The sequence below is a fragment of the Allobosea spartocytisi genome, from assembly GCF_014764685.1.
Lineage (GTDB): Bacteria > Pseudomonadota > Alphaproteobacteria > Rhizobiales > Beijerinckiaceae > Allobosea > Allobosea spartocytisi.
In genome coordinates this window covers 30,047-56,230 of sequence record NZ_JACXWY010000012.1, presented here as the reverse complement: position 1 = coordinate 56,230, position 26,184 = coordinate 30,047, and the positions used below count along the sequence as shown (strand labels likewise).

26 protein-coding genes are annotated in these 26,184 nt (G+C 68.9%); 13 read left to right on the top strand and 13 right to left on the bottom strand.

The features are described 5' to 3' along the window. Positions 1 to 60 precede the first annotated feature (60 nt). From IED13_RS18335 to IED13_RS18325, 3 genes are read left to right on the top strand one after another with little or no spacing between them, the layout of a single operon-like run. Positions 61 to 897, top strand: a complete 837-nt coding sequence (locus IED13_RS18335) for an ABC transporter permease (RefSeq protein ID WP_191125023.1) — start codon at positions 61 to 63, stop codon at positions 895 to 897. Continuing rightward, the gene (locus tag IED13_RS18330; RefSeq protein WP_038366941.1) at positions 897 to 1,709 is read left to right on the top strand and encodes an ABC transporter permease; all 813 of its coding nucleotides are present in this window, start codon (positions 897 to 899) and stop codon (positions 1,707 to 1,709) included. Before IED13_RS18335 ends, IED13_RS18330 begins: the two co-directional genes overlap by 1 nt. A 50-nt stretch (positions 1,710 to 1,759) precedes the next feature. Continuing rightward, complete coding sequence (locus IED13_RS18325) at positions 1,760 to 2,734, top strand: LysR family transcriptional regulator (protein WP_191125022.1); 975 nt, start codon at positions 1,760 to 1,762, stop codon at positions 2,732 to 2,734. A gap of 6 nt (positions 2,735 to 2,740) precedes the next feature. Here the strand turns inward: IED13_RS18325 and IED13_RS18320 are convergent, their stop codons facing one another. Further along, positions 2,741 to 4,012, bottom strand: a complete 1,272-nt coding sequence (locus IED13_RS18320) for a M20/M25/M40 family metallo-hydrolase (RefSeq protein WP_191125021.1) — start codon at positions 4,010 to 4,012, stop codon at positions 2,741 to 2,743. Between the two features lie 135 nt (positions 4,013 to 4,147). After that, positions 4,148 to 5,080 carry an acetamidase/formamidase family protein gene (locus IED13_RS18315; RefSeq protein WP_191125020.1) on the bottom strand — a complete coding sequence of 311 codons (933 nt, stop codon included), beginning with the start codon at positions 5,078 to 5,080 and terminating at the stop codon, positions 4,148 to 4,150. A gap of 260 nt (positions 5,081 to 5,340) precedes the next feature. Between IED13_RS18315 and IED13_RS18310 the strand changes: the two genes are divergently transcribed. The 4 genes from IED13_RS18310 to IED13_RS18295 all read left to right on the top strand — a co-directional run bounded on the left by IED13_RS18310 (position 5,341) and on the right by IED13_RS18295 (position 9,560). Next, on the top strand, positions 5,341 to 6,282 hold the full coding sequence (locus IED13_RS18310; protein WP_191125019.1) for an ABC transporter permease: 942 nt from the start codon (positions 5,341 to 5,343) through the stop codon (positions 6,280 to 6,282). Continuing rightward, positions 6,282 to 7,163: an ABC transporter permease gene (locus tag IED13_RS18305; protein WP_191125018.1), complete on the top strand. Its 882-nt coding sequence runs from the start codon at positions 6,282 to 6,284 to the stop codon at positions 7,161 to 7,163. Before IED13_RS18310 ends, IED13_RS18305 begins: the two co-directional genes overlap by 1 nt. 4 nt (positions 7,164 to 7,167) lie before the next feature. Next, positions 7,168 to 7,935: a glycerophosphodiester phosphodiesterase gene (locus tag IED13_RS18300; protein WP_191125017.1), complete on the top strand. Its 768-nt coding sequence runs from the start codon at positions 7,168 to 7,170 to the stop codon at positions 7,933 to 7,935. Between the two features lie 62 nt (positions 7,936 to 7,997). Further along, complete coding sequence (locus IED13_RS18295; protein ID WP_191125016.1) at positions 7,998 to 9,560, top strand: ABC transporter substrate-binding protein; 1,563 nt, start codon at positions 7,998 to 8,000, stop codon at positions 9,558 to 9,560. Between the two features lie 104 nt (positions 9,561 to 9,664). On the opposite strand, the gene IED13_RS18290 is transcribed toward IED13_RS18295, so the two are convergent. The 5 genes from IED13_RS18290 to IED13_RS18270 form a co-directional block, all read right to left on the bottom strand. Continuing rightward, complete coding sequence (locus IED13_RS18290) at positions 9,665 to 11,134, bottom strand: alkaline phosphatase family protein (protein ID WP_191125015.1); 1,470 nt, start codon at positions 11,132 to 11,134, stop codon at positions 9,665 to 9,667. A gap of 29 nt (positions 11,135 to 11,163) precedes the next feature. Next, complete coding sequence (locus IED13_RS18285; protein WP_191125014.1) at positions 11,164 to 12,147, bottom strand: ABC transporter ATP-binding protein; 984 nt, start codon at positions 12,145 to 12,147, stop codon at positions 11,164 to 11,166. Beyond that, positions 12,144 to 13,235, bottom strand: coding sequence for an ABC transporter ATP-binding protein (locus IED13_RS18280; protein ID WP_191125013.1), 1,092 nt, complete (start codon positions 13,233 to 13,235; stop codon positions 12,144 to 12,146). Before IED13_RS18280 ends, IED13_RS18285 begins: the two co-directional genes overlap by 4 nt. Before the next feature lie 58 nt (positions 13,236 to 13,293). Continuing rightward, on the bottom strand, positions 13,294 to 13,935 hold the full coding sequence (locus tag IED13_RS18275; protein ID WP_112763822.1) for an NrsF family protein: 642 nt from the start codon (positions 13,933 to 13,935) through the stop codon (positions 13,294 to 13,296). An 82-nt stretch (positions 13,936 to 14,017) separates the two neighbouring features. Then, the gene (locus IED13_RS18270) at positions 14,018 to 14,593 is read right to left on the bottom strand and encodes a sigma-70 family RNA polymerase sigma factor (protein WP_113253156.1); all 576 of its coding nucleotides are present in this window, start codon (positions 14,591 to 14,593) and stop codon (positions 14,018 to 14,020) included. Between the two features lie 164 nt (positions 14,594 to 14,757). Here IED13_RS18270 and IED13_RS18265 point away from each other — a divergent pair, with 164 nt between their 5' ends. The 6 genes from IED13_RS18265 (at position 14,758) to IED13_RS18240 (ending at position 21,054) form a co-directional block, all read left to right on the top strand. Then, a complete protein-coding gene (locus IED13_RS18265) occupies positions 14,758 to 15,654 on the top strand; it encodes a CE1 family esterase (RefSeq protein ID WP_191125012.1) in 897 nt (298 codons plus the stop codon). 73 nt (positions 15,655 to 15,727) lie between these two features. Beyond that, complete coding sequence (locus IED13_RS18260; RefSeq protein WP_191125011.1) at positions 15,728 to 17,380, top strand: thiamine pyrophosphate-binding protein; 1,653 nt, start codon at positions 15,728 to 15,730, stop codon at positions 17,378 to 17,380. Then, positions 17,380 to 18,576, top strand: a complete 1,197-nt coding sequence (locus tag IED13_RS18255; protein ID WP_191125010.1) for an OpgC family protein — start codon at positions 17,380 to 17,382, stop codon at positions 18,574 to 18,576. The genes IED13_RS18260 and IED13_RS18255 overlap by 1 nt, the downstream gene beginning before the upstream one ends. Before the next feature lie 70 nt (positions 18,577 to 18,646). After that, the gene (locus tag IED13_RS18250; protein WP_191125009.1) at positions 18,647 to 20,044 is read left to right on the top strand and encodes a tetratricopeptide repeat protein; all 1,398 of its coding nucleotides are present in this window, start codon (positions 18,647 to 18,649) and stop codon (positions 20,042 to 20,044) included. A gap of 21 nt (positions 20,045 to 20,065) precedes the next feature. Next, a complete protein-coding gene (locus IED13_RS18245; protein WP_191125008.1) occupies positions 20,066 to 20,551 on the top strand; it encodes a DUF6789 family protein in 486 nt (161 codons plus the stop codon). Beyond that, on the top strand, positions 20,548 to 21,054 hold the full coding sequence (locus IED13_RS18240; protein WP_191125007.1) for a YHS domain-containing (seleno)protein: 507 nt from the start codon (positions 20,548 to 20,550) through the stop codon (positions 21,052 to 21,054). Before IED13_RS18245 ends, IED13_RS18240 begins: the two co-directional genes overlap by 4 nt. Before the next feature lie 50 nt (positions 21,055 to 21,104). Here the strand turns inward: IED13_RS18240 and IED13_RS18235 are convergent, their stop codons facing one another. The 6 genes from IED13_RS18235 to IED13_RS18210 form a co-directional block, all read right to left on the bottom strand. Beyond that, positions 21,105 to 22,157 carry a LacI family DNA-binding transcriptional regulator gene (locus IED13_RS18235; protein WP_191125006.1) on the bottom strand — a complete coding sequence of 351 codons (1,053 nt, stop codon included), beginning with the start codon at positions 22,155 to 22,157 and terminating at the stop codon, positions 21,105 to 21,107. A gap of 24 nt (positions 22,158 to 22,181) precedes the next feature. Next, positions 22,182 to 23,210, bottom strand: a complete 1,029-nt coding sequence (locus IED13_RS18230) for a succinylglutamate desuccinylase/aspartoacylase family protein (protein WP_038366833.1) — start codon at positions 23,208 to 23,210, stop codon at positions 22,182 to 22,184. Between the two features lie 96 nt (positions 23,211 to 23,306). Beyond that, positions 23,307 to 24,101 (bottom strand): transporter substrate-binding domain-containing protein, encoded by a 795-nt coding sequence (locus IED13_RS18225; RefSeq protein WP_038366836.1) that lies wholly within the window; start codon positions 24,099 to 24,101, stop codon positions 23,307 to 23,309. A 42-nt stretch (positions 24,102 to 24,143) separates the two neighbouring features. Then, on the bottom strand, positions 24,144 to 24,872 hold the full coding sequence (locus IED13_RS18220) for an amino acid ABC transporter ATP-binding protein (RefSeq protein ID WP_191125005.1): 729 nt from the start codon (positions 24,870 to 24,872) through the stop codon (positions 24,144 to 24,146). Then, positions 24,859 to 25,509: an amino acid ABC transporter permease gene (locus tag IED13_RS18215; protein ID WP_191125004.1), complete on the bottom strand. Its 651-nt coding sequence runs from the start codon at positions 25,507 to 25,509 to the stop codon at positions 24,859 to 24,861. Before IED13_RS18215 ends, IED13_RS18220 begins: the two co-directional genes overlap by 14 nt. A 15-nt stretch (positions 25,510 to 25,524) precedes the next feature. Continuing rightward, a complete protein-coding gene (locus tag IED13_RS18210; protein WP_112763812.1) occupies positions 25,525 to 26,184 on the bottom strand; it encodes an amino acid ABC transporter permease in 660 nt (219 codons plus the stop codon).

Below are 26,184 nucleotides of genomic sequence, written 5' to 3'. Positions count from 1 at the left end.
GTCAAGCCCGACCATGACGGCATTTTCCGCCGCCGCGATTGGTTTAGCCGGAACCAAAGAATGTCCCTTTCCCAACGCAATCTCGCCCTGCTGCTGATCGCGCCCGGCCTCGCGCTCGTGGCCGCGCTGTTCATCTACCCGCTCAGTTTCTCGCTGATCTCGGCCTTTACCGGGCCGGAGGGGGGCTTCTCGCTGCAGGCCTTCGGCAAGGCCTGGGAGCTCTATTCCGGCGACGTCGTCTTCACCGTCGTCATCGTGCTCGCCTCCTGCCTGTTCACCGCGATTGCCGCGATCGTCATCGCCGGCACGCTGACGCTCGGCGAGAATCCTTACATCGTCGGCACGCTGAAGGCGCTCTATCGCTGGCCGCTCTTCATCCCCTTCATCGTCGCGGCGCAATGCATGCGCACCTTCCTCGCCAAGAACGGGCTGATGAACAACAGCTTCGTCTCGCTGGGCCTGATGGAGCCGCTGCAGGCGGTGAGCTTCCTCGACTGGCGCGGCATCATCGCCACCTTCGTCTGGAAGCAGACGCCCTTCGTCGCGCTGCTGCTCGCAGGCGCGCTGGCCTCGATCGACCGCGCCACGCTCGAAGCCGGCCGCAATCTCGGCGCCTCGCGTCTGCGGGTGATGATCGAGCTCGCCCTGCCGCAGGTGATGCCGACGCTGCTCGTCGCGCTCGTCCTCTCCTTCGTGACGATGCTCTCGGTACTCTCGGTGCCGATGATGGTGGCGGGCTCGCAGCCGACCATGCTGACCGTCGACATGGCCTTCCGCATCAATGCCTATGGCGACTACGCCACGGCCAACGCGCTCGGCGTCATCACCTATCTGATCTCGGCCGGGGCGGCGATCATCTATCTCAAGCGCGGCATGGCGAAGGAGGGCACGCCATGATGCGCCTTGCTTCCACGGCACGGGCGACGCTCGCCGCCTTCCTGCTCGCCGCCTTCGCCTTCGTGCTGATCGGCCCGCTCGCGAACCTCGCGCTCTGGTCCGTCGCCGAGCGCTGGTACACGCCCTACAAGCTGCCGGTCGTCTACGGCACGCGCTACTGGGAGCAGGTCTTCCGGCCGACCGGCGACGCCATGGCCTCGCTCGGCACCTCCGTCTGGATCGCGGTGCTGACGGTCATCGTCGCGCTCGCGCTCTCGATTCCCGCCGGCTACGCGCTGGCGCGATTGAAGCTGCCGGCGCGCGCCTTCTTCATGATCCTGTTCCTGCTGCCGCAGGCGTTCCCCTCGGTCGCGATCTACATCAACGTCGCCCGCATCTTCTACCAGCTCGGCATCAACGGCACGGTCTTCGCCGTCGTGCTGGTCCATGCCGCCCATGGTCTCGTCTATTCCGTCTGGATCGCGGCGGCCGCCTTCGGCGCCGTCGACCGGGATCTGGAACTGGCGGCCCGCAATATCGGCGCCTCGCCGCTCAAGGCCTTCTTCTCGGTGACGCTGCCGCTGGCCGCGCCCGGCATCATCGCCAGCGGCATCTTCGTCTTCCTGGAGTCGCTCGACGAGTTCACCGGCACCTTCTTCGTCGGCGTGCCGCAGGTCACGACGCTGCCGCTGCTGCTCTACAACGCGGCGATGGGTGGCAATTATCAGGTCGCCTCGATCACCGCGCTGATCCTGCTGGTGCCCTCGGTGCTGTTCATGCTGTTCATCGAGCGCTTCCTGCGCGCCGATGTCCTCGCCAAGGTCGGTGCCTGAACGGCATCGGCCGATTGTCCGGCGCCTCCGGCGGGCGTAAGCGCTTGTCGATGACGATCGGTCAGAGATTAGCCTTCGACCTGCGCCAGCTCGCGGTCTTCTGCGCCGTCGTCGAGACGGGCAGCATGACCAGGGGCGCCCGCCAGCTCGGCCTGACGCAATCGGCCGCCTCGCAGCTCGTCGCCGCGCTGGAGAAGGCGATGGGCGTTCCGCTGATCGACCGCGATATCCGCCCGGTCCGCGCCACCATGGCCGGGCGACTGCTGGCCGAGCGCGGGCAGGAGTTGCTGCGGCAGGCGCATGAGCTCGACACCGCCGTGCGCCTCAATGCCCGCGACGCCATTCCGGCGCTCAGGATCGCGATGATCGATTCGCTCAGCACGACGCTGGGGCCGGATTTCATCCGTGAATTGCGCAAGAGCTTTCCGCGCTGCGCCTTGATCGCCAATCCGCGCGAGCTCAGCGAGCAGCAGTTCAACGCCCGCCAGATCGACATGATCGTCGGCGTCGACTTCCTGCAGGAGGTCGAGACGGCGATGGCGATTCCGCTGCTGGCGGAGCCTTTCGCGCTGGCCTTGCCGGCCGAGTGGGACATGGAGGTCGGCAAGCTTTCCGATCTGACCGGCCGCAGCATGATCCGCTACACGCTGCGCACCAGCACGGGCCGGCAGGTCGAGCAGGCGCTGAGCCGGCTGCGGCTCGATTTTCCGCGCGAGGTCGAGAGCGATACCGCCGAGACGGTGCTGACCATGGTAGCGGCCGGCCTCGGCTGGGCCATCACCACGCCGCTGATGGCGCTGCAGGCCCGCTCGCGCCTGGCCGGCGTGCGCCTGCTGCCGGTGCCGGGGCTGAGCCTGCGGCGGCGGGTCGATCTCTATGCCCGCAAGGGCGAGCTCGGTGCGATTCCCCAGGAGATCGCCGCCATCCTGCACACGCTCATCCAGGACAAGCTCGTGCCGGAATTGCGGGAGGTCGCGCCCTGGATCGGCGACGGCTTGCGGGTTTTCCCCCAGCCCCGCGGCTGATGCGCTTCAGGCCTTCGCGCCTGCCGAGCCGAGATAGTCGATGGCGCAGGCGATGTGCAGCTTCATCACCGCGATCACCTCCTCCAGCGTCGCATGCTCCTCATCCGTGCCCATGCTGATCGGGGAGGGGCCGCAGATCAGCGCCGGTACGCCGCGCCAGCGCCAGTAGCGTGTGTCGGTGCCGCCGAGGCTTGAGACGGGCGGTGCGTCATGGCCGAGCAGGTCGCGGATATTGCCGCGCAGGATATTGGCCATCTCGCTGAAGGGGTCGGTCAGGCTCGCCGGATAGCTGTGGTCCTCGTTCACGACCATCTCGCAATCGGCTTCCCGGGCGAGGGCTTCGAGATCGGCGCGGATCGCGTCGCGGTCCGAGCCGATGGGCACGCGCATGTCGAGATGAGCGATGCAATGCGTCGGGATCTGCGTCGCCTTCTGCCCGCCCTGCATGATGCCGACATTGACGGTGATGCGCCGGGCGATGTCTGCGGCACCTTTCCCAAGATTGTGGTCGGCCGCCGCGATGGTCTCGGGCGAGGTCAGCACCGCGTCGATCTCGGGCGGCAGCGTCGCGAGCTTGAGGTGGTAGCGGTCATAGATCAGGTTCACCAGCCGGCTGACATCGGCGATGGGGTTGCGCGCCCGGTGCGAATAGCCGCCATGGCCACCGATGCTCTTCGCCGAAAGCGAGAAGCGCAGCGTGCCCTTTTCGGTGAAGCGCAGATTGGAGAGGCCGCTCGGCTCGCCATTGAGGCAGCAATCGCCGACCATCTCGCTCTCGAAATTGTCGAACAGGAATTTCGTGCCGTAGCGCCCGCCCGACTGCTCGTCGGAGACGACGGTCAGCGTCAGCGCGCCGTTCAGCCAGCCGCGATAGGGGTAGAGCCAGCAATAGGTCAGGATCGAGGCGAGCGTGCCGGTCTTCATGTCGGAAGCGCCGCGGCCCATGATCTTGCCGTCGACGATGTCGGCCTCCCAGAGCCTCTCATTGGTGACCGGGAAGATGTCCATATGGCCGTTGAGCACGAGATGGCGGCCGGGATTTCCGGTCTCCCAGCGGCCGATGATGTTCGGCATCTCCGGCGTGAAGGCCTCGGTGCGATGTGGCACGCCCGCCTTGTCCAGCAGCTCGCGCACGAAGTCTGCGGCCTCGCGTGTATCGCCTGGCGGATTGACGCTCTTGATGCGCAGGAAGCGTTGCAGCAGCGCCAGAATCTCGTCGCGGCGCGCATCGACGGCCTGGAGCAGCTCGGCCTTGAGCTTGGCGGGGTCCCTGGTCATCGTGCTACCGGCAGGCCTGCATGGTTGGATCGTCGATGGCGCGATCCAACCATGGCGAGGCTCGTGGCTGGCTCTTCATGGTGAAATCTAATGAAGAGCATCAGCTTGCCTTCTTCTGTGGCGGGGGCTCTGCCCTCAGCCCTTGCCGCGCAGTGACATGGCGCGGGTGATCTCGGTCTTCTCCAGCCGGCAGGCGACGCAATAGGCCGGGTTGAAGACGTTCGCGATATCGTAGCGCACGGCCTGTCCGAGCAGATGGCTGGCCTCGACGGCATCGACGCCGAGATCGGCCTGGATCCAGCGCAGCATCTCGGTGGTCGCGAATTGCAGCGGCTGGTCGAGCGGGCGCCCGGCGGCGATGACCAGCAGATCGGTCGCGGTCTCGCAGCGCGGCCAGCGCAGGCCCTGCTGCTTGCGCAGCTCGACGCGGAACTCGACCTCGAACGAGGTCTCGACGCCGGTGCCGGCGATCTCGCCGTCACCCTGGCAGGCATGGCCGTCGCCGAGGAAGAACAGGGCGCCGGCCGCGAAGACCGGGAAGGCGATGGTCGCGCCCGGGCCGAAGAACCGATAGTCCATATTGCCGCCATAGGGGCCGCTCGTCGCCGTCGAGATCGCCTGGCCGCGCTCGGGCGCGACGCCGAAGCAGCCGAGCATCGGCTCGAGCGGGAAGCTCCACTCCTTGATGCGCGGCGAGGGATCGAGCAGCTTCACCGTGCCGGCCGTCGCATCGATCGCCCATTCATACCGTTCGCGCTTCGGCAGATCGGCCAGCGCGGCCGGGTCGAGCACGCCGGGCGCCAGCGGCGAATAGGTCCAGCCGGTGCCGCGATTCGGCGTCATCCGCTCGATCGTCACCAGCAGCGCGTCGCCGGGCTCGGCGCCGGTCACGAAGAACGGACCGGTCATCGGGTTGCCGCGCGGCGCCTTCTGGCCGCCGTCATGCCCGACCCCGGCCGCGTCGAGCGTCGTCGTGACGACGCTGTCGCCGCTTGCGATTTCCAGCACGGCCGGCAGGGTGCCGATCACGTTCGAATACTGCGTCGGCTGGAAATGATGGCGCGTCATGACGGACCTCTGCTGCGGCAAGCTTACGCGAAGCGGCGATCCGCTCCGTGGTGAAATCGTAAGGAAAGAAGCGCGGCCGGGAAGGGGCAATGACGGCAGGGCGCCCCGCTCGTTTCGCCGGGACAGGTCGGTGCCGAGTGCGGGACGCATGGATCGCCCGCCCGGCGCGGCGACTAAGGGAAGGCGATCGGCGGCCTGTCATCAGCCTGTCGCAAGAGGGCTTGCAGAAGCACCTTCCCCATCTTCTGCACCCGATGTCGATGTTTCGTTTCCTGGCCCTTCGCAGTCTGCGCGCTTTGCTGACCATCGCGATCTGCGTGTCGGCCGTGTTCCTCGCCTTGCGCCTGGCCGGCGACCCGGCCGAGATCATGCTGCCGAGCGATACGCCGCCGGATGTGCGGGCCCATTATCGCGAGGCCTGGGGCCTCGACCGGCCGCTGGCCGAGCAATATCTGCGCTATGTCGCCAGCGTGGTTCGCGGCGATTTCGGGCTGTCCTTCGCCGATGACCGGCCGGCCTTCGCCGCCGTGGTCGAGGCCCTGCCGAAGACCTTCCTACTCGGCTCCTCCGCGCTGATGCTGGCGCTCCTCGTCGGCCTGCCGCTCGGCGTCCTCGCCGCCTTGCGCCACAACCGCGCCGCCGACCGGCTCGCCATGGCAGTGGCGGTGTTCGGCTATGCCATTCCCGTCTTCTTCCTCGGCATCCTGCTGATCCTGCTCTTCGCGCTGAAGCTGCGCGTGCTGCCTTCGGCCGGCTCGGACAGCCTCTGGCACCTGATCCTGCCGACGGTGACGCTCGGCCTGCCGCTCGCGGGAAGGCTTGCGCGCTTCGCCCGCACCGCGACGCTGGAAGTGCTGGGCAAGCCCTATATCCGGGCGGCGCGCGGACGCGGCGTGATGCCGCTTCGCGTGATCGTCCGGCATGCCCTGCCGAATGCGGCGGTGCCGCTGCTGATGTTCATCGGCATCGAGATCGGCCATATCCTCGCCGGCAGCGCGGTGGTCGAGACCATCTTCGCCTGGCCGGGGGTCGGCCGGCTCCTGGTCGATTCGGTTTCGACGCGCGACCTCGCCGTGGTCCAGGCCGTGATCTTCACCGTGACGGTCATCATGGTCGGTGCCAATCTCCTGGTCGATATCGTGCATATCCTCATCGATCCCCGGCTCGGCGGCTTCTCCCGCGCCCTTGGGAAACAGGCCTGATGGCGGCCGTCGACCTTTCCGCCGCGCCGGCGCCGGCCACCTGCGCCTCCGGCAACCGGATGTCGCCGGTCGTCAAGCTCTCGGCCGGTTTCCTGCTCGCCGTGGTGCTGGTCGCGCTGCTCGCGGATTGGCTGGCGCCGCTGCCCTACACCGCGCAGAACCTCGCCGCCCGGCTGAAGCCGCCTCTCACGGAAGCCGGGGGCACGACCCACTGGCTCGGCACCGACCAGCTCGGCCGCGACATCCTGAGCCGGATGATCTTCGCGGTCCGCACCTCGATCCTGATCGCCGTGATGGGCACCCTGATCGGCGCCGTGTTCGGCACGCTGCTCGGCTTCATCGCGGCGCGGCTGCGCGGCTTCGTCGACCAGGCCATCATGATGCTGGTGGATGCCCAGGCGGCGATTCCGGCGCTCTTCCTCGCGCTCACCATGCTCGCCTTCTTCGGCAACAACATCGTCCTGTTCATCATCCTCGTCAGCATCGACGGCTGGGATCGCTATACGAGGCTGGCGCGCGGGCTGGTCGTCTCCGAGCAGGAGAGCGACTACATCAATGCCGTCGAGGCGCTGGGTGCGAGCCCCTCGCGGGTCGTCCTGCGCCATCTCCTGCCCAATATCGCCGCGGCGCTGGTGGTCCAGGCGACGCTGAACTTCCCCGGCACGATCCTGCTCGAAACCTCGCTCTCCTTCCTCGGGCTCGGCGTGCAGCCGCCGGGCACCTCGCTCGGGCTGATGCTCGGCGAGGGCCGCCGCTACCTGCTGAACGCCTGGTGGATCGCGGTCTTTCCGGGCCTGACGATCTTCCTGACGACGCTGTCGATGAGCCTGTTCGGCGACTGGCTGCGCGACCGTTTCGATCCGACCAGCGAGAGGCACTGACGCGATGCGACCCGGTTTCTTCGCCGCCGCTCCCCGTCCGCTCGCCATCGCTCATCGCGGCGGAGCCCTGCTCGGGCCGGAGAACACGGCCGAGGCCTTCGCAGCTTCCGCCGGGGCCGGCGCCGAGATGGTGGAAACCGATCTGCGCCTGAGCGCGGATGGCGTGCTTGTCTGTCTGCACGATGCCGATCTGACGCGCCTTGCCGGCTATCCGCGACGGGTCGCCGACACCGATCTCGCGGCGCTTCGGACCGTCCTGCCCGGCCTGCTGACGCTCGACGAGGCGATCACGGCCTCCATGCCGCTCGGGCTCCTGCTCGACGTCAAGTTGCGCGACCCTGCCATCCTGCCGCCGATCCTGGCCGCGTTGGCGGCTGCCGATGCGCTTCCGCGCAGCCTGCTTGGCCTTCGCGACATCGATCTAATCGCGGCGGCGCGCCGGCTGTCGCCGGAGATCGCGATCCTGGCCTTGCTGCCCGATCCCGACAGCGTCGCCGAGGCGCGTGCTGTCGGCGCCGACGGGTTCCGTCTCTGGCAGGGCGATGCGACGCCGGAGCGGCTCGATGCGGTGCGCGATGCCGGCATGACAACCGTCATCATGGCCGGCCAGCCGCGTTCGGTGCCCGAGCCCGGCTATCCGCCTTTCCCGGTCGGCCGGATCGATGCGCAGGGCATCGCCCGCATTCTGGCGCTCGGTCCCGACGCCGTGATGCTCGATGATCCGAGCCTGCTTCTCTCGGCCCGAACTGTCACCGGCCCGTCGTCAATCTGATGCAAGGCAGCCGCATCGAGGCGCGGCTTGCCAGCGCCGCTCGATGTCTTGCGAGGAACCCCATGCCCGTCCTGTCCCGCCGCCGCTTCATTGAGGGCGCTGCCGCCCTGCCGGTCGCGTTCGCTCTGCCGACCGCCTTCGCCGCCGATGACGGTCGCCCGAACTTCACCGTCGCGGTGGCCGATCTGCCGGCGACGCTGGAGCCGGCGCGCGAGCTCTCCAATGTCGGCACCCGCGTCACCTATTCGATCTTCGACACGCTGATCCGGCGTGATTTCCTCGGTGCTGCCGATGGCGGCGGCTCGGAACTCAAGCCGCATCTGGCGACGAAATGGGAGCGTGTCTCGCCGCAGGAACTCGTCGTCACGCTGCGCCAGGGCGTGAAGTTCCACAATGGTGACGAGCTGACCTCGGAGGACGTCGCCTACACCTTCCGCGAAGGCCGGATGTGGGGCGACAAGGCCCAGATCCCGGGCGGCAAGCCCTATTTCGGCATCCTCGCCGGCGTCGAGCCGATCGACCGCTACACCGTGCGCTTCAAGACCAAGGTCGCCGATGTGCTGCTGGAGCAGCGCCTCGCCTCCTGGTGCGCCTGGATCGTCAACAGGCGCGCCTATGAGGCGATGGGCTTCGAGGCCTATTCGCGCAAGCCCGTCGCGACAGGCCCCTACCGCGTCGTCTCGCATTCGGCCGCCGACGCCACGGTGCTGGAAGCCTTCGACGACTATTTCATGGGCAAGCCGACGGCCAAGCGCGTCATCTTCAAGCGCGTGCCGGAGCTGGCAGCGCGCGTTGCCGGCCTCGTCGCGGGCGATTACGACCTCGTCACCAATATCCCGCCCGACCAGATGAGCGTCGTCGGCGGCTACAAGGACATCGACGTGCGCTCGGTCGTGCTCGCGAATGTCCATGTCCTCGCCTATAACGAGCAGGACAAGGTGCTCTCCGACAAGCGCGTCCGGCAGGCGCTGAACTACGCGATCGACCGCCAGAAGCTGGTCGAGGCGCTCTGGCAGGGCACGGCGCAGGTTCCGGCGAGCCATAATTTCCCGGAGTACGGCCCAATGTTCGTCGAGGGCCGCAAGCTCTCCTACGACCCAGCCAAGGCGCGGGCCCTGCTCAAGGAAGCCGGCTACAAGGGCGAGCCGATCGTCTACCGGACGCAGGCCAACTACTACACCAATGCGCTCGAGGCAGCGCAGATCCTGACCGAGCAGTGGAAGGCCGTCGGCATCAACGCCTCGCTGCAGGTCGTCGAGAACTCGACCCAGATGCGCGGCGCCAACACGCAGATCTTCAACTGGTCGAACTCCACGCGCTTGCCCGATCCGCTGGGGTCCATCTGGGTGGCCTGGGGCCCGGCCGGCGAGATCCAGGTCTCGAAGTTCTGGACCTCGACGCAGGCGTTCAACAAGGCAGGCACGGCGCTGGAGGCCGAGACCGACCCAGTGAAGCGCAAGGCGCTCTTCACGCAGATGCTCGATATCTGGGAGGATGAGGCGCCGGCCACGATCCTGTACCAGCCGAGCGAAGCCTACGCGATCAAGAAGTCGATCGCCTGGCGGCCGACGACCTTCTACTTCATGGATCTGCGACCGGACAATCTGAGCTTCGCCAGGGCCTGAGGCTTGGGTTCGGCCTCTGCAATGGGAAAGGGCGGCCATGGGCCGCCCTTTTTGCATTCGACGTCGTCATGGGCTTGCCGCGCCAGGTTGGAAACCCGTGAGCTCTACTGCCCGCCGCCGAGGATGAAGCGCCGGCCGTCCTGCTCGAGGATATCGACATGCTGGGCGAAGGAACCGCTGCCGGCCGAATGCCGCGCGACGCGGGCCTCCTCCCGCGGCGGAGCGGCGAGATTGCGCCCCATCATCGTCGCCGCCGGCGCGAGATCGAGCAGCCCCAACACGGTCGGGCCGATATCGATGATACCGGCGGGTTCCTGCGAGACGCCGCCATGGCCGCTGGCATCGCCGAGGATCAGCACGGTGTTCAATTCATGCGGGTTGATGCCGCCATGCATGCCGCCACCGAGCGGTACGTCGCCCGGCGTCATCGCGCCGAGGCCGGGCAGGCCGTACTGATCGGCCTCGAGCGTCGATTTCAGGATGAACATCAATTCCGGCTGGCGCTCGGCATGGCCCGTATTCATCAGGTTCAATGAGAGCGTGCCCGCGACCTCGCCCTCGACGCCGTTACGGTCGCGCGAGAAGACATGGCCGATGATGGGATGCTCCATCAGCCAGCTTGCGATGCGCTCGACTTCGCCGCGCGCGCCCTCGCGCAGGCGGATTTCACCGCTCATCCCGCCGGTGGCGACAAGGGTGGCGCCGTTGATCGCCTTCTCCGCGCTGAGGTCGAAGCCGGCCTCGCGCGCCGTCTCGAACAGCGGCTCGACCGAACCGGTCGAGATCTGCCCATGGTCGGAAGCGACGATCACCGCGATGCGCTCGGCATCGGCTTGAGCCTCGACCCAGTCGAGAATGCTGCCGAAGGCGCGGTCGGCTTCGCGCAGGCCGGCCATGGCTTCGGGAGAGCCGAGACCGCGATAGTGGAAGGTCGTGTCGGGCTCGTTGAACCAGATCAGGGCGACATCCGGCCGGAGTTCCGGCAGCACGATCTCGGTCATCACGCGCCCGCCATAGGCAAGCTCCTGCAGCCGGGGCAATTCGCGCTCCGGCAGCGGGCCGAGGCGGGCGATCGCCTGCTCGACCGCCTCCGGCGTCTGGGTCGCCCCGGCGCCGTGCATCGAGAAGGTCCAGTGCCCGTTGGCACGGGCGCGCGGATTGATGAAATGCGCCGAGCCGGCCGAGCCGGTATGCACCACCGCCAGCCGCTTGCCGGCGCGGGCCAGCACGTCGCCGAAGGTGTCGGCGGCGAGCAGGCGCCCGTCATGATGCGCCTCGGCGCGGCGAATCTGGGCGGCATCGCTGGTATCGAACATCCGCTCGGGGATCGCCTCGCGATGGTAGAAGGCGTTGCCGACGATGCCGTGGACGATCGGTGGCGCGCCGGCCGCGATCGAGCTCGTCGCCACCCGCGTCACCGAGGGAAAGACGCTCCGCGCCTGCCGGAACCAGGTTCCGCGCGCGGCGAGCCGCAGGATGTTCGGCGTGAGCTCGGGCGTGACGAGATCCGGCCGCAAGCCGTCGAAGACGGCGATGACGACACGGTCGGCGGTCGGCTGGTTGGGGCGGCTCATCTCGTCTCCGGGGTCGGCAAGGCAAACGGTCAGGCTGCGGCCATGGCGGGCGCCGCCGCCGCCAGATGGCAGGCGGCGAGCCGGCCATCGGCCACGGGCCGCAGCACGGGCACCTCCTCCCGGCAGCGGGCCACGGCGCGCGGGCAGCGCGGATGGAAGGCGCAGCCCGAAGGCCTGTCGACGGGATTCGGCGGGTCGCCCTTCAGGATGATCCGCCCTTGCGTGCCGCGCAACGGCGTCGGCACGGCCGAAACCAGCGCCTCGGTATAGGGATGGGCCGGCGCATGGAACAGCGCATCCGGCGGCCCCTGCTCGACGATGCGGCCGAGATACATCACCGCGACCTCGTCGGCGATCTGCCGGACCACCTTGAGATCGTGGCTGATGAAGAGATAGGCCATGCCGAAGCGCGCCTGCAGATCCTGCATCAGGTTGATGACCTGCGCCGCGACCGAGACGTCGAGCGCCGAGATCGGCTCGTCGCAGACGAGCAGCGCCGGCTCGAGCACCAGCGCGCGGGCGAGCAGGACACGCTGGCGCTGCCCGCCGGAAAGCTCATGCGGATAGCGCTCGAACAGATCGGCCCGCAGGCCCACCGCGTCGAACAGCGCGAGCGCTTTCTGCCGCTGTGCTTCCGCGCTGTCTTCGAGCGTGTGGATGACCAGCGGTTCGACGACCTGCTGCCCGACCGGCAGGCGCCGGTCGAGCGCGGAGAGCGGGTCCTGATGGACGAGCTGCATGCGGCGGCGCAAGGCGCGCCAGGCTCGGTCGCGCAGTGCGGTCACCGGTTGGCCCTCGAAGTCGATCTGCCCCCGCGTCGCCGGCAGGAGGCCGAGCGCGAGCTTGGCGGTGGTCGACTTGCCGCAACCGGATTCGCCGACGATGCCGAGCGTCCGGCCGCGTTCGAGCGAGAAGCTCACCCCGTCGACAGCATGCAGGATCCGGCGCACGCCGCCGGCTGTCGAGACCGGGTATTCGCGGGCGAGGTCGCGAACATCGAGAAGAACGCTCATGCCGGCGCCCCGACCTGCGCTGGCATCGCCATGACCGGAAGGGCCGCGCTTTCAAGCGAGATCGGCTCGCCGAGCCGCAGGCAGGCCGCGCGCTGGTCCTGCGCCGCGAAGGTGAGTTCCGGCAGCTCGTGGCCGCAGCGCTCGACGGCAATCGGGCAGCGCGGCGCGAAGGCGCAACCGGGCGGAATGGCGGCGGGTGCCGGCACGGTGCCGGGGATCGGCGTCAGCCGCTGGCGCGGACCGGTAAGCGTCGGCAGCGCCGCGAGCAGGCCCTGGGTGTAGGGGTGGCGCGGGCGGGTGAGCAGGTCATGCGTCGCCGCGGTTTCGACGATCCGTCCCGCATACATCACCGCGATCCGCTCGCAGAGGTCGCCGACCACGCCGATATCGTGCGAGATCAGGATCAGCGCCATGCCGGTCTCGCGGCGCAGCTCGCGGATCAGGTCGAGGACCTGCGCCTGGATGGTGGCGTCGAGCGCGGTCGTCGGCTCGTCCGCGATCAGCACGTCGGGCTCGCCTGCCAGCGCCAGCGCGATCATCACGCGCTGGTTCATGCCGCCCGAGAATTCATGCGGATATTGCTTGAGGCGGCGCGGTCCATCGGCGATGCCGACACGGTCCAGCAGGCGCAGCGCCTCGCGGCGCGCCGGTTCCCCGGTCAGGCCACGATGCAGGCGCAGCACTTCCGCGATCTGCGTGCCGATGCGCTGCACCGGGTTCAGCGCACTGGCCGGATCCTGGAAGATCAGGGCGATGCGGCCGCCGCGGACCCGTGCGAGCTCGCGCTCGGAAAGCCCTCCGACATCCTGCCCGTCGAGCTGGACCTCACCGCCCGTGGCGACGTTGCGCCCGAGCAGGCGCAGCGCCGCGAGCCAGGTGATGCTCTTGCCGCAGCCGGATTCGCCGACGATGCCGAGCGCCTCGCCGCGACCGACCGACAAGTCGATGCCGCGCACGATCGGCACGGTGCCCGACAGGGTGACGGTGAAATCCTGCAGGCGCAGAAGCGCCGGGCGGCCCGCTGTGGCGGCGTGGCCGGGAGCGGACCATTGCGGTCGATCCGGTGATTGACCTGATGTTCGCGACATGCCGAGCGGAGTACCGCCCAGCCCATGACCGTCTTGTGACAGCCGGCGGTGCTGGCGCTCACCAGCGCAGGAAGCGCGGGAAGATCAGGGCGCCGAGAGCGGTCATCGAGGCGATCGCGATCGTGTACCAGGTTGCCAGGAAGGGCGCCGCATCGTCGGGGCAGTGCAGCGCGTAGGCGACCGTCGCCAATCCGGCCGAGGCGAGGCCGGCGCAGGCGCCGGTCAGCGGCCCGTCCACCGGAGCCCCCCGGCGCGCCAGCAGCAAGAGCACGATGAGCGGACACAGCGCATAGAGCGGCACGGCGATGAGGCAGGCACGCCAGTAGCGGCCGAAGATCAGCGTGCTCCATTGCTCCGCCGGCACTTGCGCCAGCGTCAGCAGAGCCCAGCCGGCCGCCAGAAGGATCGGCAACGCCACGAGCGGCAGGCGCCGCGCCGGTTTCAGGCCGGGCCGCAGGCTGCGCTGGAACAGCGGCAGTGCGATGCCGGCGACGCTGGCGCCGAGGAGCATCTTGGCCAGGACCGGCGTGGTCAGCCAGGCACGGCCGAAATCGTGCCGCGCGCCGAGCGTGAGCAGGACGAGTCCGGCCGTCGCCGCGAGCGCGCAGAGGGCGCCGAGCCAGGTGGCGCGGCGCAGCCAGCCGGTATCCACCGGCCGGTGGCTCGCGCTCATCAGGGAAATCAGCTCGTTGGTCTGCATGTCCGTTTTTTCGGTTGTCCTGCTTCAACGGGAATTCGCGGGGCGCTTGCGAAACGTTACGGGTATGGGATGTCGCAGCGGGTCATGTCGGTCTTTCCCCGCGCCGCGAGAGGAATTTCGCCATGGCTTGCAGGCCGCGATGGATCGCGACCTTGGCCGCGTTTTCGGTCATGCCGGCGGCATCCGCCGCCTCCGCGACGCTCGCACCCTGCAGCCTGACCCGGTCGATCAGGCCGCGTGTCCGTTCGGGCAGGCTCGCCATGGCTCGGTCGAGGTCGAGCCGTGCCTCGGTGGATGGCGCCTCCGGCCGGTCGGCGAGCTGGAAGGCTTCGTCGTCGAGTGGCAGGTTGCCGGCATGGCGGCCGGAGCGGCGCAGATGGTCGACCAGCTTGTAACGCGCGATCGCATGGGCCCAGGCCGTGACCGGGCTCGCCGGATCATAGGTGTGGCGCGAGAGGTGCAGCGCCAGCAGCACCTCCTGCAAAACGTCCTCGGCCTCACTCGGCTCATGCCGGCCGGCACGCGCCAGCATCTGCCTGAGATAGCCGCGCAGGCGCCCGCCGATCGCGTCGAGAAAGCGCCGATAGGCGACGGCGTCGCCGGCGAGCGCCGCGAGGAAGACGGGCCTGAGCTGCGTTTCGAACTCTTCGAGCGACAAGGCCGGTGCGCTTTTCCGGTGATGTGAAGCGGATCCCGCTTATCCCGTCGCATGGCGGCGCCCGGCTCACAAGCGCGTGACCGCATGATGAGCCTTGCCGACAGGGCCGATACGCTCGCGCTCCTGCGCAGGGAGGCCGTGCCTGCCTGTCCGGAGGATCGCTGATGGCTCCCGCGGCTCGTTTCGCCTTTCTGATCGGCTTGGGCGCCATCCTCGCGGCTGCGGCGCCCTTGCAGGCGCAGCAGCTGCGCCCGCTGGCCGAACCCTGCCCGGTCGATGGCGGCTGCAAGGTCGGGAGCGGCTCCTATCGCATCCTGTTGCCGCCGGAGGCCAAGCCGGGACGGCAGGGTGGCGCCATCGTCTTTTTCCACGGCTATCAGGGCACGGCCGCGGAGGTGATCGCGGATCCCGCCCTGGTTGCGGTGGCACGGCGGCTCGGCGTCGCGCTGATTGCGCCGGAAGGGCTCGGCCGCAGTTGGTCCTTCCCCGGCTCTCCGGCGCGCAACCGCGACGAGTTCACTTTTGTCGCCGAGATGCTCGACGATATCGCGCGCCGCTTCCCGGTCGATCCCCACCGGCTGATGGCGAGCGGGTTCTCGCAGGGCGGCTCGATGGTCTGGTATCTCGCCTGCCGGATGCCGACGCGCTTCGCCGCCTTCGCGCCGATCGCCGGTGCCTTCTGGGAGCCTCTGCCGGAGAGCTGTGCCGGCCCGCGACCGAAGCTGATCCATGTCCACGGCACGAGCGACAGCACCGTGCCGCTCGCGGGCCGGGCGCTGCGCCAGGGCTACAGGCAAGGCGATGTCTTCAAGAGCTTCGCCATCCTCGCGCCCGGCGGCTGCACGGCCGGCTGGGCCGATGCGGCGCGCGACGCCGTGGCTGGAGGAACGGCGCTGACCTGCCGGCTGGCGAGCGGCTGCGGCGGCGAGGCGCGGCTCGAACTCTGCCTGCATGGTGGCGGCCATGTCGCCGATGTGGCCTGGGTCGAGCGCGCCTGGCGCCTGACGATGCCGGCCGAGCCCGCGCCTCTGGCCGCCGGCGCCAGGCTCACATCTCCGTGAGGATGTAACCGGCGCTGCTCCGGCTGCGATCTCACTGGCAATGCCGCCCTCGCGGGTCGCCGGAGAGATGCCTATGCGCCACGACCCGATATCCGCTTCCCGCGCCGCCGGCATCGCTCCGGACGGGCTCGTCACCGGTGCCGACATCATCGCCGCCGGGCTGGCAGTGGTAGGCGCGACCCATGCCTTCGGCATCCCCGGTGGCGAGGTGCTGGCGCTGGTCGATGCGCTGGAACGTGCCGGCATCCGCTTCCTGCTCGCCAAGCACGAGAATGCGGCGGGCTTCATGGCCGAGGGGTTGTGGCATGTGAACGGAGCGCTGCCGGTTCTGGTAGCGACGCTGGGTCCCGGCGTCGCCAATGCGGTCAATGTCGTCGCCAATGCCCAGCAGGATCGCGTGCCGCTGCTCTTCATCACCGGCTGCGTCGACCAGGCCCTCGCCGAAAGCTACACCCATCAGGTCTTCGACCATCAGGCCGTGCTGCGGCCGCTGGTCAAGGCGAGTTTCCGTGCCGCGCCCGGCACGGAGGACCTCGTCATCGCCAAGGCGGCTGCACTCGCCCGGCGCGGACGGCCCGGCCCGGTGCATGTCGACCTGCCGATCTCGGTGGCGGAGGCAAGGGGGCCGCGCCGCGCGCCCCGGGCGATGAAGCTGCCCGAGCCGGCCGTGCCGGCCGATCTCGGTCAGGCGGGCAAGCTTCTCGCGGCGGCGCGCAGGCCGCTCGTCATCGCCGGGCTCGACCTCTGCAATGACGGCAACGCCGCCGCGCTGGAACGCTTCATCGTCCGCACCGGCGCACCGCTGCTGACGACCTACAAGGCCAAGGGGCTGCTGCCGGAAGCCGACCCGCGCGTCATCGGCGGCGTCGGCCTCTCGCCCAAGGCCGACGCGATCGTCCGGCCATTGATCGAGGCGGCCGATCTGATCGTTCTCGCCGGCTACGACCCGATCGAGATGCGCCAGGGCTGGCGCAATCCCTGGCCGGAGGACAAGCCGGTCATCGACATCGTCGCGGAGGCGCTGCCGCATGGCATGCATGCCTCGCCCCTGCTGCTCGAAGGCGATGTCGGCGCCATCCTGACGCGGCTGGCGGAAGCGCTCCCGGCTCGGGAAACCGTTTGGCCCGGCGGCGAGCCCGCGGCGGTGCGGGCCCGCTTCCATGAGGCCTTTGCGGCGCCTCCGATCTGGGGACCGCATGCCGTTTTCCAGGTTCTGCGCGACGTCGCGCCGGCCGGCACGGTCGCCACCGCTGATTCCGGCGCGCATCGCATCCTGCTCAGCCAGATGTGGACTTGCGACGGGCCGCGACGGCTGCTGCAATCGACCGGGCTCTGCACCATGGGTTGCGCCCTGCCGCTGGCCACCGGCGCCGCGCTCGGCGCGGGCCGGCCGGTGCTTTGCTTCGTCGGCGATGCCGGGCTGGAGATGGTGCTCGGCGAACTGGCGACGCTGCGCGATCTCGGGCTGCCCGTGGTCATCGTCACCCTCGTCGACGAAAGCCTCGGCCTGATCGCGCTGAAGCAACGTCAGATGGGCCTGGTGCGGGCCGGCGTCGATTTCGGCGGCACCGATTTCGCGGCTGTGGCGCGGGCCATGGGCGGCCACGGCGTCGCGGTCGCGGATCGGGACAGCCTGCGCCGTGAGGCTGCCGCCGCCTTCGCCCGAGACGGCTTCACCATTCTCGCCTGCCGCATCGACGCCGGGCAATACGAGGGGGCCTTCTGATGGTCGCGCCTCACGACAAACCGGCAAAGCGCCCGCGCGACGAGCGGCTCGATGTCTTCCGCGGCCTGACGATGCTGATCATCTTCATCGCGCATCTGCCGGAGAATAGCTGGAACGCCTGGATTCCGGCTCGCTTCGGCTTCTCCTCCGGCGCCGAGCTCTTCGTCTTCTGCTCCGGCATCGCCAGCGCGCTCGCTTTCGGCAGCGTCTTCGTGCGGCGCGGCCTGTGGCTGGGCACCGCCCGCATCGCCTACCGGATCTGGCAGGTCTACTGGGCTCAGATCGGCGTGGTTCTGGCGCTGATCGCGCTGGCGGCCGGGATCGACCGGCTCTTCGACCTCGGCGTGCTGGCGAAACAGTTTCCGTCGCTCTCCGCCGATCCGGAACGCGCGCTGCTCGGCCTGGCGACGCTGACCTGGCAGCCGGACTATCTCGACATCCTGCCGATGTATCTCGTCATCCTCGGGCTGGTACCGGTGATGATGCTGCTCCGGCGCCTGCATGCGGCGCTGCCCTTCCTGCTCGTCGTGCTGCTCTATGCGCTGGTCTGGACGGAAGGGCTGAACCTGCCCGGCAATCCCTGGACCGGGGCCGGCTGGTTCCTGAACCCCTTCGCCTGGCAATTCATCTTCTTCATCGGCTTCTTCAGCGCGATGAAATGGCTGCCGGTGCCCCGCCTCGGCGATGCCCGATTGATGCTGGCGGCGGCGCTCTTCCTCGTGCTGTCGGTGCCGCTCTCCTTCTGGGGCGTGCTCGACCACTGGCCGGCGGCGCAGGCCCTGCACGATCTCATCCTGCCCGCGACCGAGAAGAACGACCTGCACATCCTGCGCGTGCTGCACTTCCTGGCGCTGGCCTATCTCGTGCTGAGCCTGATCGAACCCTGGCGCCAGCGGCTGGACCGCGGCATCGGCCATCTCCTCATCCTGATCGGTCGGCAGTCGCTGGCCTGCTTCCTAGCGAGCGTCGTGCTGGCACGGCTCCTGGGCGTCGTGGCCGATGTCGCCGGCCGCAGCGAACTGGTCGTGGCGCTGCTCAACCTCACCGGCTTCGCGCTGATCCTCGCCACGGCGATCGTGGTCGGCTGGTTCAAGAGCGCGCCCTGGCTCGGGCTGGCGCCGAAACCGGCCGTCCAGCCGCCGGCGCCGGCACAGCCCGGCCTCGCCCTGCAAACACGGGTCCGTGAAGCGAGTTGAACGGCGTTTGATCGCGCCTCTGCGAACTCCCTGATGAGCGCTCGAAAAGAGCGCTGCAATGGAGCAGCCCATGTCCCAGCCCCTCTATCACGACCTCTCCGGCGACAGCCTCACCATTGCGAACGATTCCGCGCGCCTCGCCTGGAACGACACGCTGGAAGCCCTGCTGGCCCATGCCGCGGTGACGCCCGAGCATCTCGCCCGCACGCTTGCCTCCGATCCGGATTTCGCTCTTGCCCATGCCGCGAAGGGCTTGATGCTGCTCTCGCTCGCCCGGGCCGAGCTGCTCGGCCCGGCCCGAGACTGTCTGGCGACCGCGCGATCCTCCGCGCTGCTCCGGCCGGTCACGCGGCGCGAGCAGATGGTGATCGAGGCGCTGGCGCTCTGGCTCGACGACGCCCCGCGCCGGGCGGCGGAGCGGCTGGAGGCGATCCTGCTCGCCCATCCCCATGACGTGCTTGCGCTGAAGCTCTCGCACGGCCTGCGCTTCATGCTGGGTGACCAGCGCGAGATGCTCGCCACCCTCAATCGCTTCGCGCCGGCCTTCGGCGAGAGCCATCCGCTCGCAGGCTATGTCCATGGCTGCTACGCCTTCGCGCTGGAGGAGCGCGGCCTCTATGCCGAGGCGGAGCGCACCGGCCGCCATGCCGTGAGCCTGAGCCCGCGCGACGCCTGGGGTCGGCATGCCGTCGCCCATGTGCTGGAGATGACCGGCCGCGCCGACGAGGGCGTCGCCTGGCTCGGCGACGGCCGCGAGATCGCCCATGCCAATAATCTGCGCTTCCACATCTTCTGGCACCTCGCGCTGTTCCGGCTGGAGCGCGGCGAGACCGCCGAGGTGCTGCGGCTCTATGACGATGAGATCCGGGCCGAGCCGACCGACGACTATCGCGACATCGCCAACGGTGCCTCGCTGCTGGCGCGGCTCGACTATGCCGGCGTCGATGTCGGCGATCGCTGGGAGGAGCTTGCCGCCAAGGCGGAAGGCCGCGTGCAGGACGGCCGCCTCGTCTTCGCCGATCTGCACTATCTGCTCTCGCTGCTCGGCGCCGGCCATCGCGATGCCGCCGAGAGCATCGCGCAAAGCCTCGTCCGCGATGCGCATGCCCATCCGAGCCGCGAGCGGGCCGAAGCTGCGCGCAGCGGCGCGCTTGCGGCCCATGGGCTGATCGCCTTCAGCGAAGGCGATCATGCGGAGGCGGCCCGCCTGCTCGGCGCGGCCCGCAGCGGCCTCCTCGCGATCGGTGGCAGCCATGCCCAGCGCGACCTGTTCGAGCAGGCCCATATCGAAAGCCTGATCCGCGCCGGCAGCCACGATCTCGCGGCCCGCATCCTCGAACAGCGCCTCGCCCGGCGCGGCGGCGCCAACCGCTTCGCCATGCGCCGTCTGGCGCAATTGCGCCGCCAGCCCTCGGGCCGTCTCGCCGCGCTTGCCGTCGCCGCGACGCCTCTCGCCATCGCTCACTGACATCGCAGAAAGGATCGACCCATGACCACCGCCACCATGACCCGCAGCCTCGCTCTGCCCTCCAGCCGCACCGTCATCAACCTTGCGCTCGGCGGCTTCGCCGGGCTGGGCTTCTGGGAGCTGTTCTCGGCGGTGCCGACCGCCTGGGTCGCCGGCTTCCCGCTGGAGCCGCCGGAGCTGGTGAAGGCGCTGTTCTACACCCAGCTCGGCCTCCAGCTCTCGACGCCGGTGGCAAAGCTCATTCATTTCACCACCGGCTTCCTGTTCTACCCGCTCGGCTACTGGCTCCTGACGCGCTGGGTGAAGAGCTTCGGCATGCCGGCCGATGGCTGGATCTGGGGCGTGATCACCTATTTCATCGCGCTCGGCTTCCTCGCCCCGCTCGGCGGCCAGCGCTTCCTGCTCAACGACGTGCCGCTCCTCTCCCTCATGAGCCTGATCGGCCACGCCATCTATGGCTGGCTCTCGGCCTATGTCTTCGAGGCGCTGGAGGCGCGTCCATCATGAGCGCGCTGCGGCAAACGCAGGAAGGGCGGGGTTTCCTACCGGACAGGCGTAGCCTCATCCTGCTCGGGGTCGCTGCGCTCGCCGGCTCCGGGGCGCAGGCCGGGAAGGCGCGCCCGGTCAATACGCTGGGTTCCTCGGACGGCGTCGCAATCCGCGGCTACGATCCGGTCGCCTATTTTCGCGACGGCGGGCCGCGGCTGGGCAAGCCGGAATTCTCGGTCCGGCATGGCGGCGCGCTCTGGCGCTTCGCCAGCGCCGAGCACAAGGCACTGTTCGAGGCCGATCCCGAACGCTATCTGCCTGCCTATGGCGGCTTCTGCGCCTATGGCACGTCGCGCGGCTATCTCGTCAAGATCGAGCCGGAAGCCTGGTCGATCGTCGAGGGCAGGCTCTACCTCAACTACGACCTCGATGTGCGCAAGACCTGGCTCGGCGCCACGCCAAAATACATCGCCAGGGCCGACCGGAACTGGCCGGGCTTGAACGCGGCGCCTATCCGATAGCCTTGCCCTTGGCGAACCGCTGATCCGAGCGCGGGGCTGGGCCCTGGCCTTCAGGTGCTGCCGCGCGTGATGAGATGCAGCGGCAGGCTCTGGATCGCGTGCTGTGGCTCCTGGCCTGCGAGGCGCGCACGCAGCAATTCGCCGGCGCGCCGGCCCAAATCATGGGCATCCATGCTGATCGTGGTCAGGCCGGGCGCGATCTCGCCGGCAGCGTCGTTGTCGCCGAAGCCGAGAATGGCGAGGTCGGACGGCACGGCGAGGCCGCGCGCACGGGCCTCGATCACCGCCCCGGTCGCCAGCAGGTCGTTGGCGCAGAAGGCGGCATCGACCGGCCCGCCTTCCGCCAGCAGCGTCGTCAGGGCAGTGCGTCCGTCGGCGATGCTCTGGACCTCGTCCACCGTCACGATCCGCGCCAGCGTCAGGCCGCTGCGCCCGGCCTCCTCGCGAAAGCCTTGCAGCCGCAGCGCGCCGCGCCCGCCGCTGCGGCCGATGAAGGTGAGCCGGCGATAGCCCTTTTCGATGAGGTGCCGGGCGGCCATCGCACCGGCATCGACATTGGAGAAGCCGACCAGCATGTCGATCGGGTCGCGCGGAAAGGCCCAGGTCTCGACCACGGGGATGCCGAGCTCGCGCAGTGCCTGCCGGTTCTCCTCCAGCTCGATGACGCCGGTGAACATCACCGCCGCCGGCCGCAGGCTGCGCAGCGAGCGGACCATCGCGACCTCCTTCGCATAGGAATAGGAGGTCTGGCCGATCATCAGTTCATAGCCCTCGGGCTCCAGCTCGGCCGCCAGGCCCTGGATCGCCAGCCCGAACTGCTGGCTCAGGATGTTGGAGACGAAGGCCGCCACCAGCGTCGAGCGGCCGGAGCGGAGCGCTCGCGCATGCGGGTTGGATTCATAGCCGCTGCGCTCGACCGCCTCGAGCACCTTGCGGCGCGTCGCCTCGCTCAGCTTCTCGGGTTGGCGCAGGGCGCGCGACACCGTGATCGGCGAGACGCCGGCAAGCTGCGCGACCATCTCGATGCGAGGGGCCTTCGCCGCGAGGCGCGGTGCCTCGGCGTGCCCGCTGACCCGCACGACATTGTCATAGGTCGCAGGCATGCGCCCTCCCGCTAAGGCGTTGCGTCAACTCAGGCCGAAGGCGGCGCGGTCCAACCGGCGGCCGACCTGGATCAGGCAGTCGCCGGATTCGCTGTCGCTGTGCAGCCGGCGCGAGATCACCACGCCGGACACCGCGAAGCGCAGTTCCTCCTCCGCCGCGTCGAGGCGGCCGAAATCATGGTACCAGCCCGCGAGCGCGCCCGCCTCGACCTCTGCACCGCAATCCACCGCCGGCTCGAACCAGCCGCGCCTTGTGGCGTAGATCGCCTGCTCATGGCTCTGCAGCGCGAGCAGCGTCATCTTCTGTTCAGCAGGCCGGTGTGGGCCGAGCACGGGCTCGGTGATGCTGCCGAGAGCGATGAGCAGCCGGTCGATGGCGCGCTGGGTCAGCGCCATGCTCTCGGGCGTGACGGTGCCGCCGCCGCCGAATTCGCCGGAAATGCCGATCGCGCCGGCCCGTGCCGCGGCCGCCATCGAGGTCGGCGCCGTGGCGCCGTTCTCGGCGACGAAGCCATAGGGCATGCCGAGCCCGTCCATCAGCGCGAGCGCCCGCGCGAAGGTCTCTGGGCTCCCCTGCCGCTCGATCAGCGCGCAGGGCAGATGCGCCATCGAGGTGCCGCCGGAATGCAGGTCGAAGACCACGTCATGGCGCGGGAACAGCTCGGCTTCGAGGAAATGCGCGATGCGCTGCGTCGGCGTGCCGCCGGCTTCGCCCGGAAAGGCACGGTTGAGATTGCCCTCGTCGAGGGGAGAGCGGCGCCGCGCCGCGAAGACCGCCGGCGCGTTGGTGAAGGGCAGGATGGTGATCTCGCCGCGCATGCGCTCGGGATCGAGGCGGCGGATCAGGCGCGTCAGCGCGATCTCGCCTTCGTACTCGTCGCCATGATTGCCGGCCATCAGCAGGACGCGCGGCCCGTCGCCGTTCCGAATCCGGCAGACCGGCACCTTCACCTGGAAATAGGGCGAGCGGTCGACCGAGAAGGGAATGCTGAGATGGCCGACCGACTTGCCGTTCGCGGCGAAGTCGAGCGCATGGAAGAGACCGGTATGCATGGGGACCTCTGGAAGCGCCGGCACCAAGCTGGGCCGGCGGAAGCCGCCGGGCAGCTCATGCCCGGCGGCCGATGGCAGTGGGACCGAGCCGCGCCGTCAGAGCGTCGGCAGGGTCTGCTCTTCCTTGAACCACTTGAGCTGGAGGGCGCCGAGCTTGCCGTTCAGCTTGTTCGAGAAGATCGAGGTGTTCAGCCAGTTCAGCAGGTTCTGCTCGCCCTGGCGCACGCCGATATGGGCCGGCGACTGGCGGATGACGAACTTCATCTCGACTTCCTTGCCGGGGTTCTGGTCCATCACCTTGACCGCGATGGCGCTGTTCTCGGCGAAAGTGTCGGACTGGCCGGCGAGATAGGCGGCGATGGCCGCCGGCGTGTCCTCGAAGCGCACGACCTTCACGCCCGGCGCGTTGTCGGTCAGCCAGAGGTCGAGCGTCGTGCCCTTGGCGACGGCGACGGTCTTGCCGGTGAGGTTGTCGGGCTTCTTGCCGGTCGCGGCGGGGATCGACTTCGGCCCGTAGACGCCGAGATTCACCACGGCATAGGGCTGCGAGAACATGATCTGCTGGGCGCGCTCGGGCGTGGCGCCGAGGCCGGCGACGAGCACGTCGATCTTGTCGGCGAGCAGGCTCGGGATGCGGGCGGCGCCGGTGACCGGCACGAGCTCGAGCTTCACGCCGAGATCGTCGGAGAGCAGCTTGGCGATGTCGGCGTCGAGGCCGGCGATCTCGCCCTTCTCGTCCTTGAAGCCCCAGGGCGCGGCGTCGGTCAGGATGCCGACGCGCAGCTTCCCGGCCTTGAGGACGTCCTGGAGCTTGTCGGCCTTGGCCGCGACGGGGGCCGCGAGCGCGGCGGCGGCAACGAGCCCCGCCATCATGGTCTTGAACAGCGACATGGGTTCTTCTCCTCTGAGGTCTCGTGCAGCCTTGGAAGTCGGCTACTTCACCGAGTTGATGAAACTGCGCAGCTCGGGCGTCTTCGGATTGGCGAAGAGCTCGGCCGGCGGCCCCTCTTCCCAGACCTTGCCCTGGTGCATGAAGACGATCTTGTTGGCGACGTTGCGCGCGAAGCCCATCTCATGGGTGACGAGGATCATCGTCATGCCCTGCCGGGCCATGTCCTCCATCACCTTGAGCACCTCGCCGACGAGCTCGGGGTCGAGCGCCGAGGTGACCTCGTCGAACAGCATCAGATGCGGCGCCATGGCGAGGCAGCGGGCGATCGCGACGCGCTGCTGCTGGCCGCCCGAGAGCCTCTCGGGCCAGGCGTCGATCTTGTCAGCGAGGCCGACGCGGCCGAGCACGTCGAGCGCGAGCGGGCGCGCTTCCGCCTTGCCGATCTTCTTGGTCAAGAGCGGCGCCAGCGTGATGTTCTTCTCGACCGTGAGATGCGGGAACAGGTTGAAGGCCTGGAAGACGATGCCGACGCGCTGGCGGAACTGGCGCAGATTCGCCATGCCGGCGCTGACCGCCTGGCCCTCGACCGTGATCGAGCCGGAATCGATCTTTTCCAGCGCGTTGATGCAGCGCAGCAGCGTCGACTTGCCCGAGCCGGAGCGGCCGATGATCGTGACGATCTCGCCTTCCTTCACCTCGAGCGAGACGCCTTTCAGCACCTCGACCTGGCCGAAGCTCTTGCGGACATCACGGATTTCAACGAGCGCCATTGAGACGGGCCTCCAGGGTGCGCGACCAGAGAGTCAGGGGCAGGCACAGCGCGAAATAGATCGCGGCGACGATGCCGTAGGCGAGAAGGGGCTGGAACGTCGCCGCGCTCACGACCTGGCCGGCGCGGGCGAGCTCGACGAAGCCGACGATCGAGGCGAGCGAGGTGCCCTTGATGAGTTGGACGAGGAAGCCCACGGTCGGCGGCAGCGACAGGCGCAGCGCCTGCGGCCCGATGATGTGGCGAAACTGCTGCCAGGAGGTGAGGCCGAGGCAGGCGCCGGCTTCCCATTGCGCCGGCTTCACCGCCCCGATGCCGCCGCGCCAGATGTCGCCGAGGAAACCCGCTGTGTAGAGCGTGTAGGCGATGCCGACGGCGACGAGCGCGGGAACCTCGATGCCGAGGAAGACCGGCATGCCGAAATAGAAGAAGAACAGGAGCCCGAGCAGCGGCACGCCCTGGATGAGCTGGATCAGCCCCGCGGCGAGCCAGCGCAGCGGCGCGAGGCGGCTGGTGCGCGTGGTCGCCAGCAGCAGGGCCAGCGGACCGCCGAAGGCGAGCGCGACGATGACCAGCAGCACCGTCCATTGCAGCGCATGGACGAAGGAGAGAAGGTCGATATAGCCGAAGGAACGCATGGTGGCCGCTCTCCCTCAGCGCCTGACCGGCCAGCGGAAGGCGGCCAATCCGATGACGGCGAAGAGCGCCTTGAAGGCGATCACCATCGCGAAATAGATCGCGCAGACCACCGCATAGACCTCGAAGCTGCGATAGGTCCGGCTCTCGATGAAGCTCGCCGCATGGAAGAGTTCGCCGGCCGCAACCTGCGAGGCGAGCGAGGTGCCGAGCAGCAGCAGCACGAACTGGCTGGTGAAGGCCGGATAGACGTTGCGTAGCGCCGGCGGCAGCACGATGTGGCGGAAGACCTCCCAGCGCGTCAGCCCGAGGCATTGCCCGGCCTCGACCTGGCTCTTCGGGATCGAATCCAGCCCGGCGCGGACGATCTCGATGGCATAGGCGCCGAAATAGAGGCTGAGCGCGACTGCCGCCGCCTCGAACGCCGGCAGCTTGAGCCCGGCGGCCGGCAGCACGAAGAAGATCAGGAAGATCTGGATCAGCGACGGCGTGTTGCGGAAGATCTCGATATAGGAGCGGATCGCCAGCCTGACCGGTTTCGAGCCGCCGCGCAGCAGGGCCGCCCCTGCGACGCCGATGGCGAGCCCGACCACGGCCGCGATCAGCGTCAGCGCGAGCGTGATCAGCGCGCCCTCGATGAACTGGTCCTGATAGCGCCAGAGCTGCTGGAAGTTCAT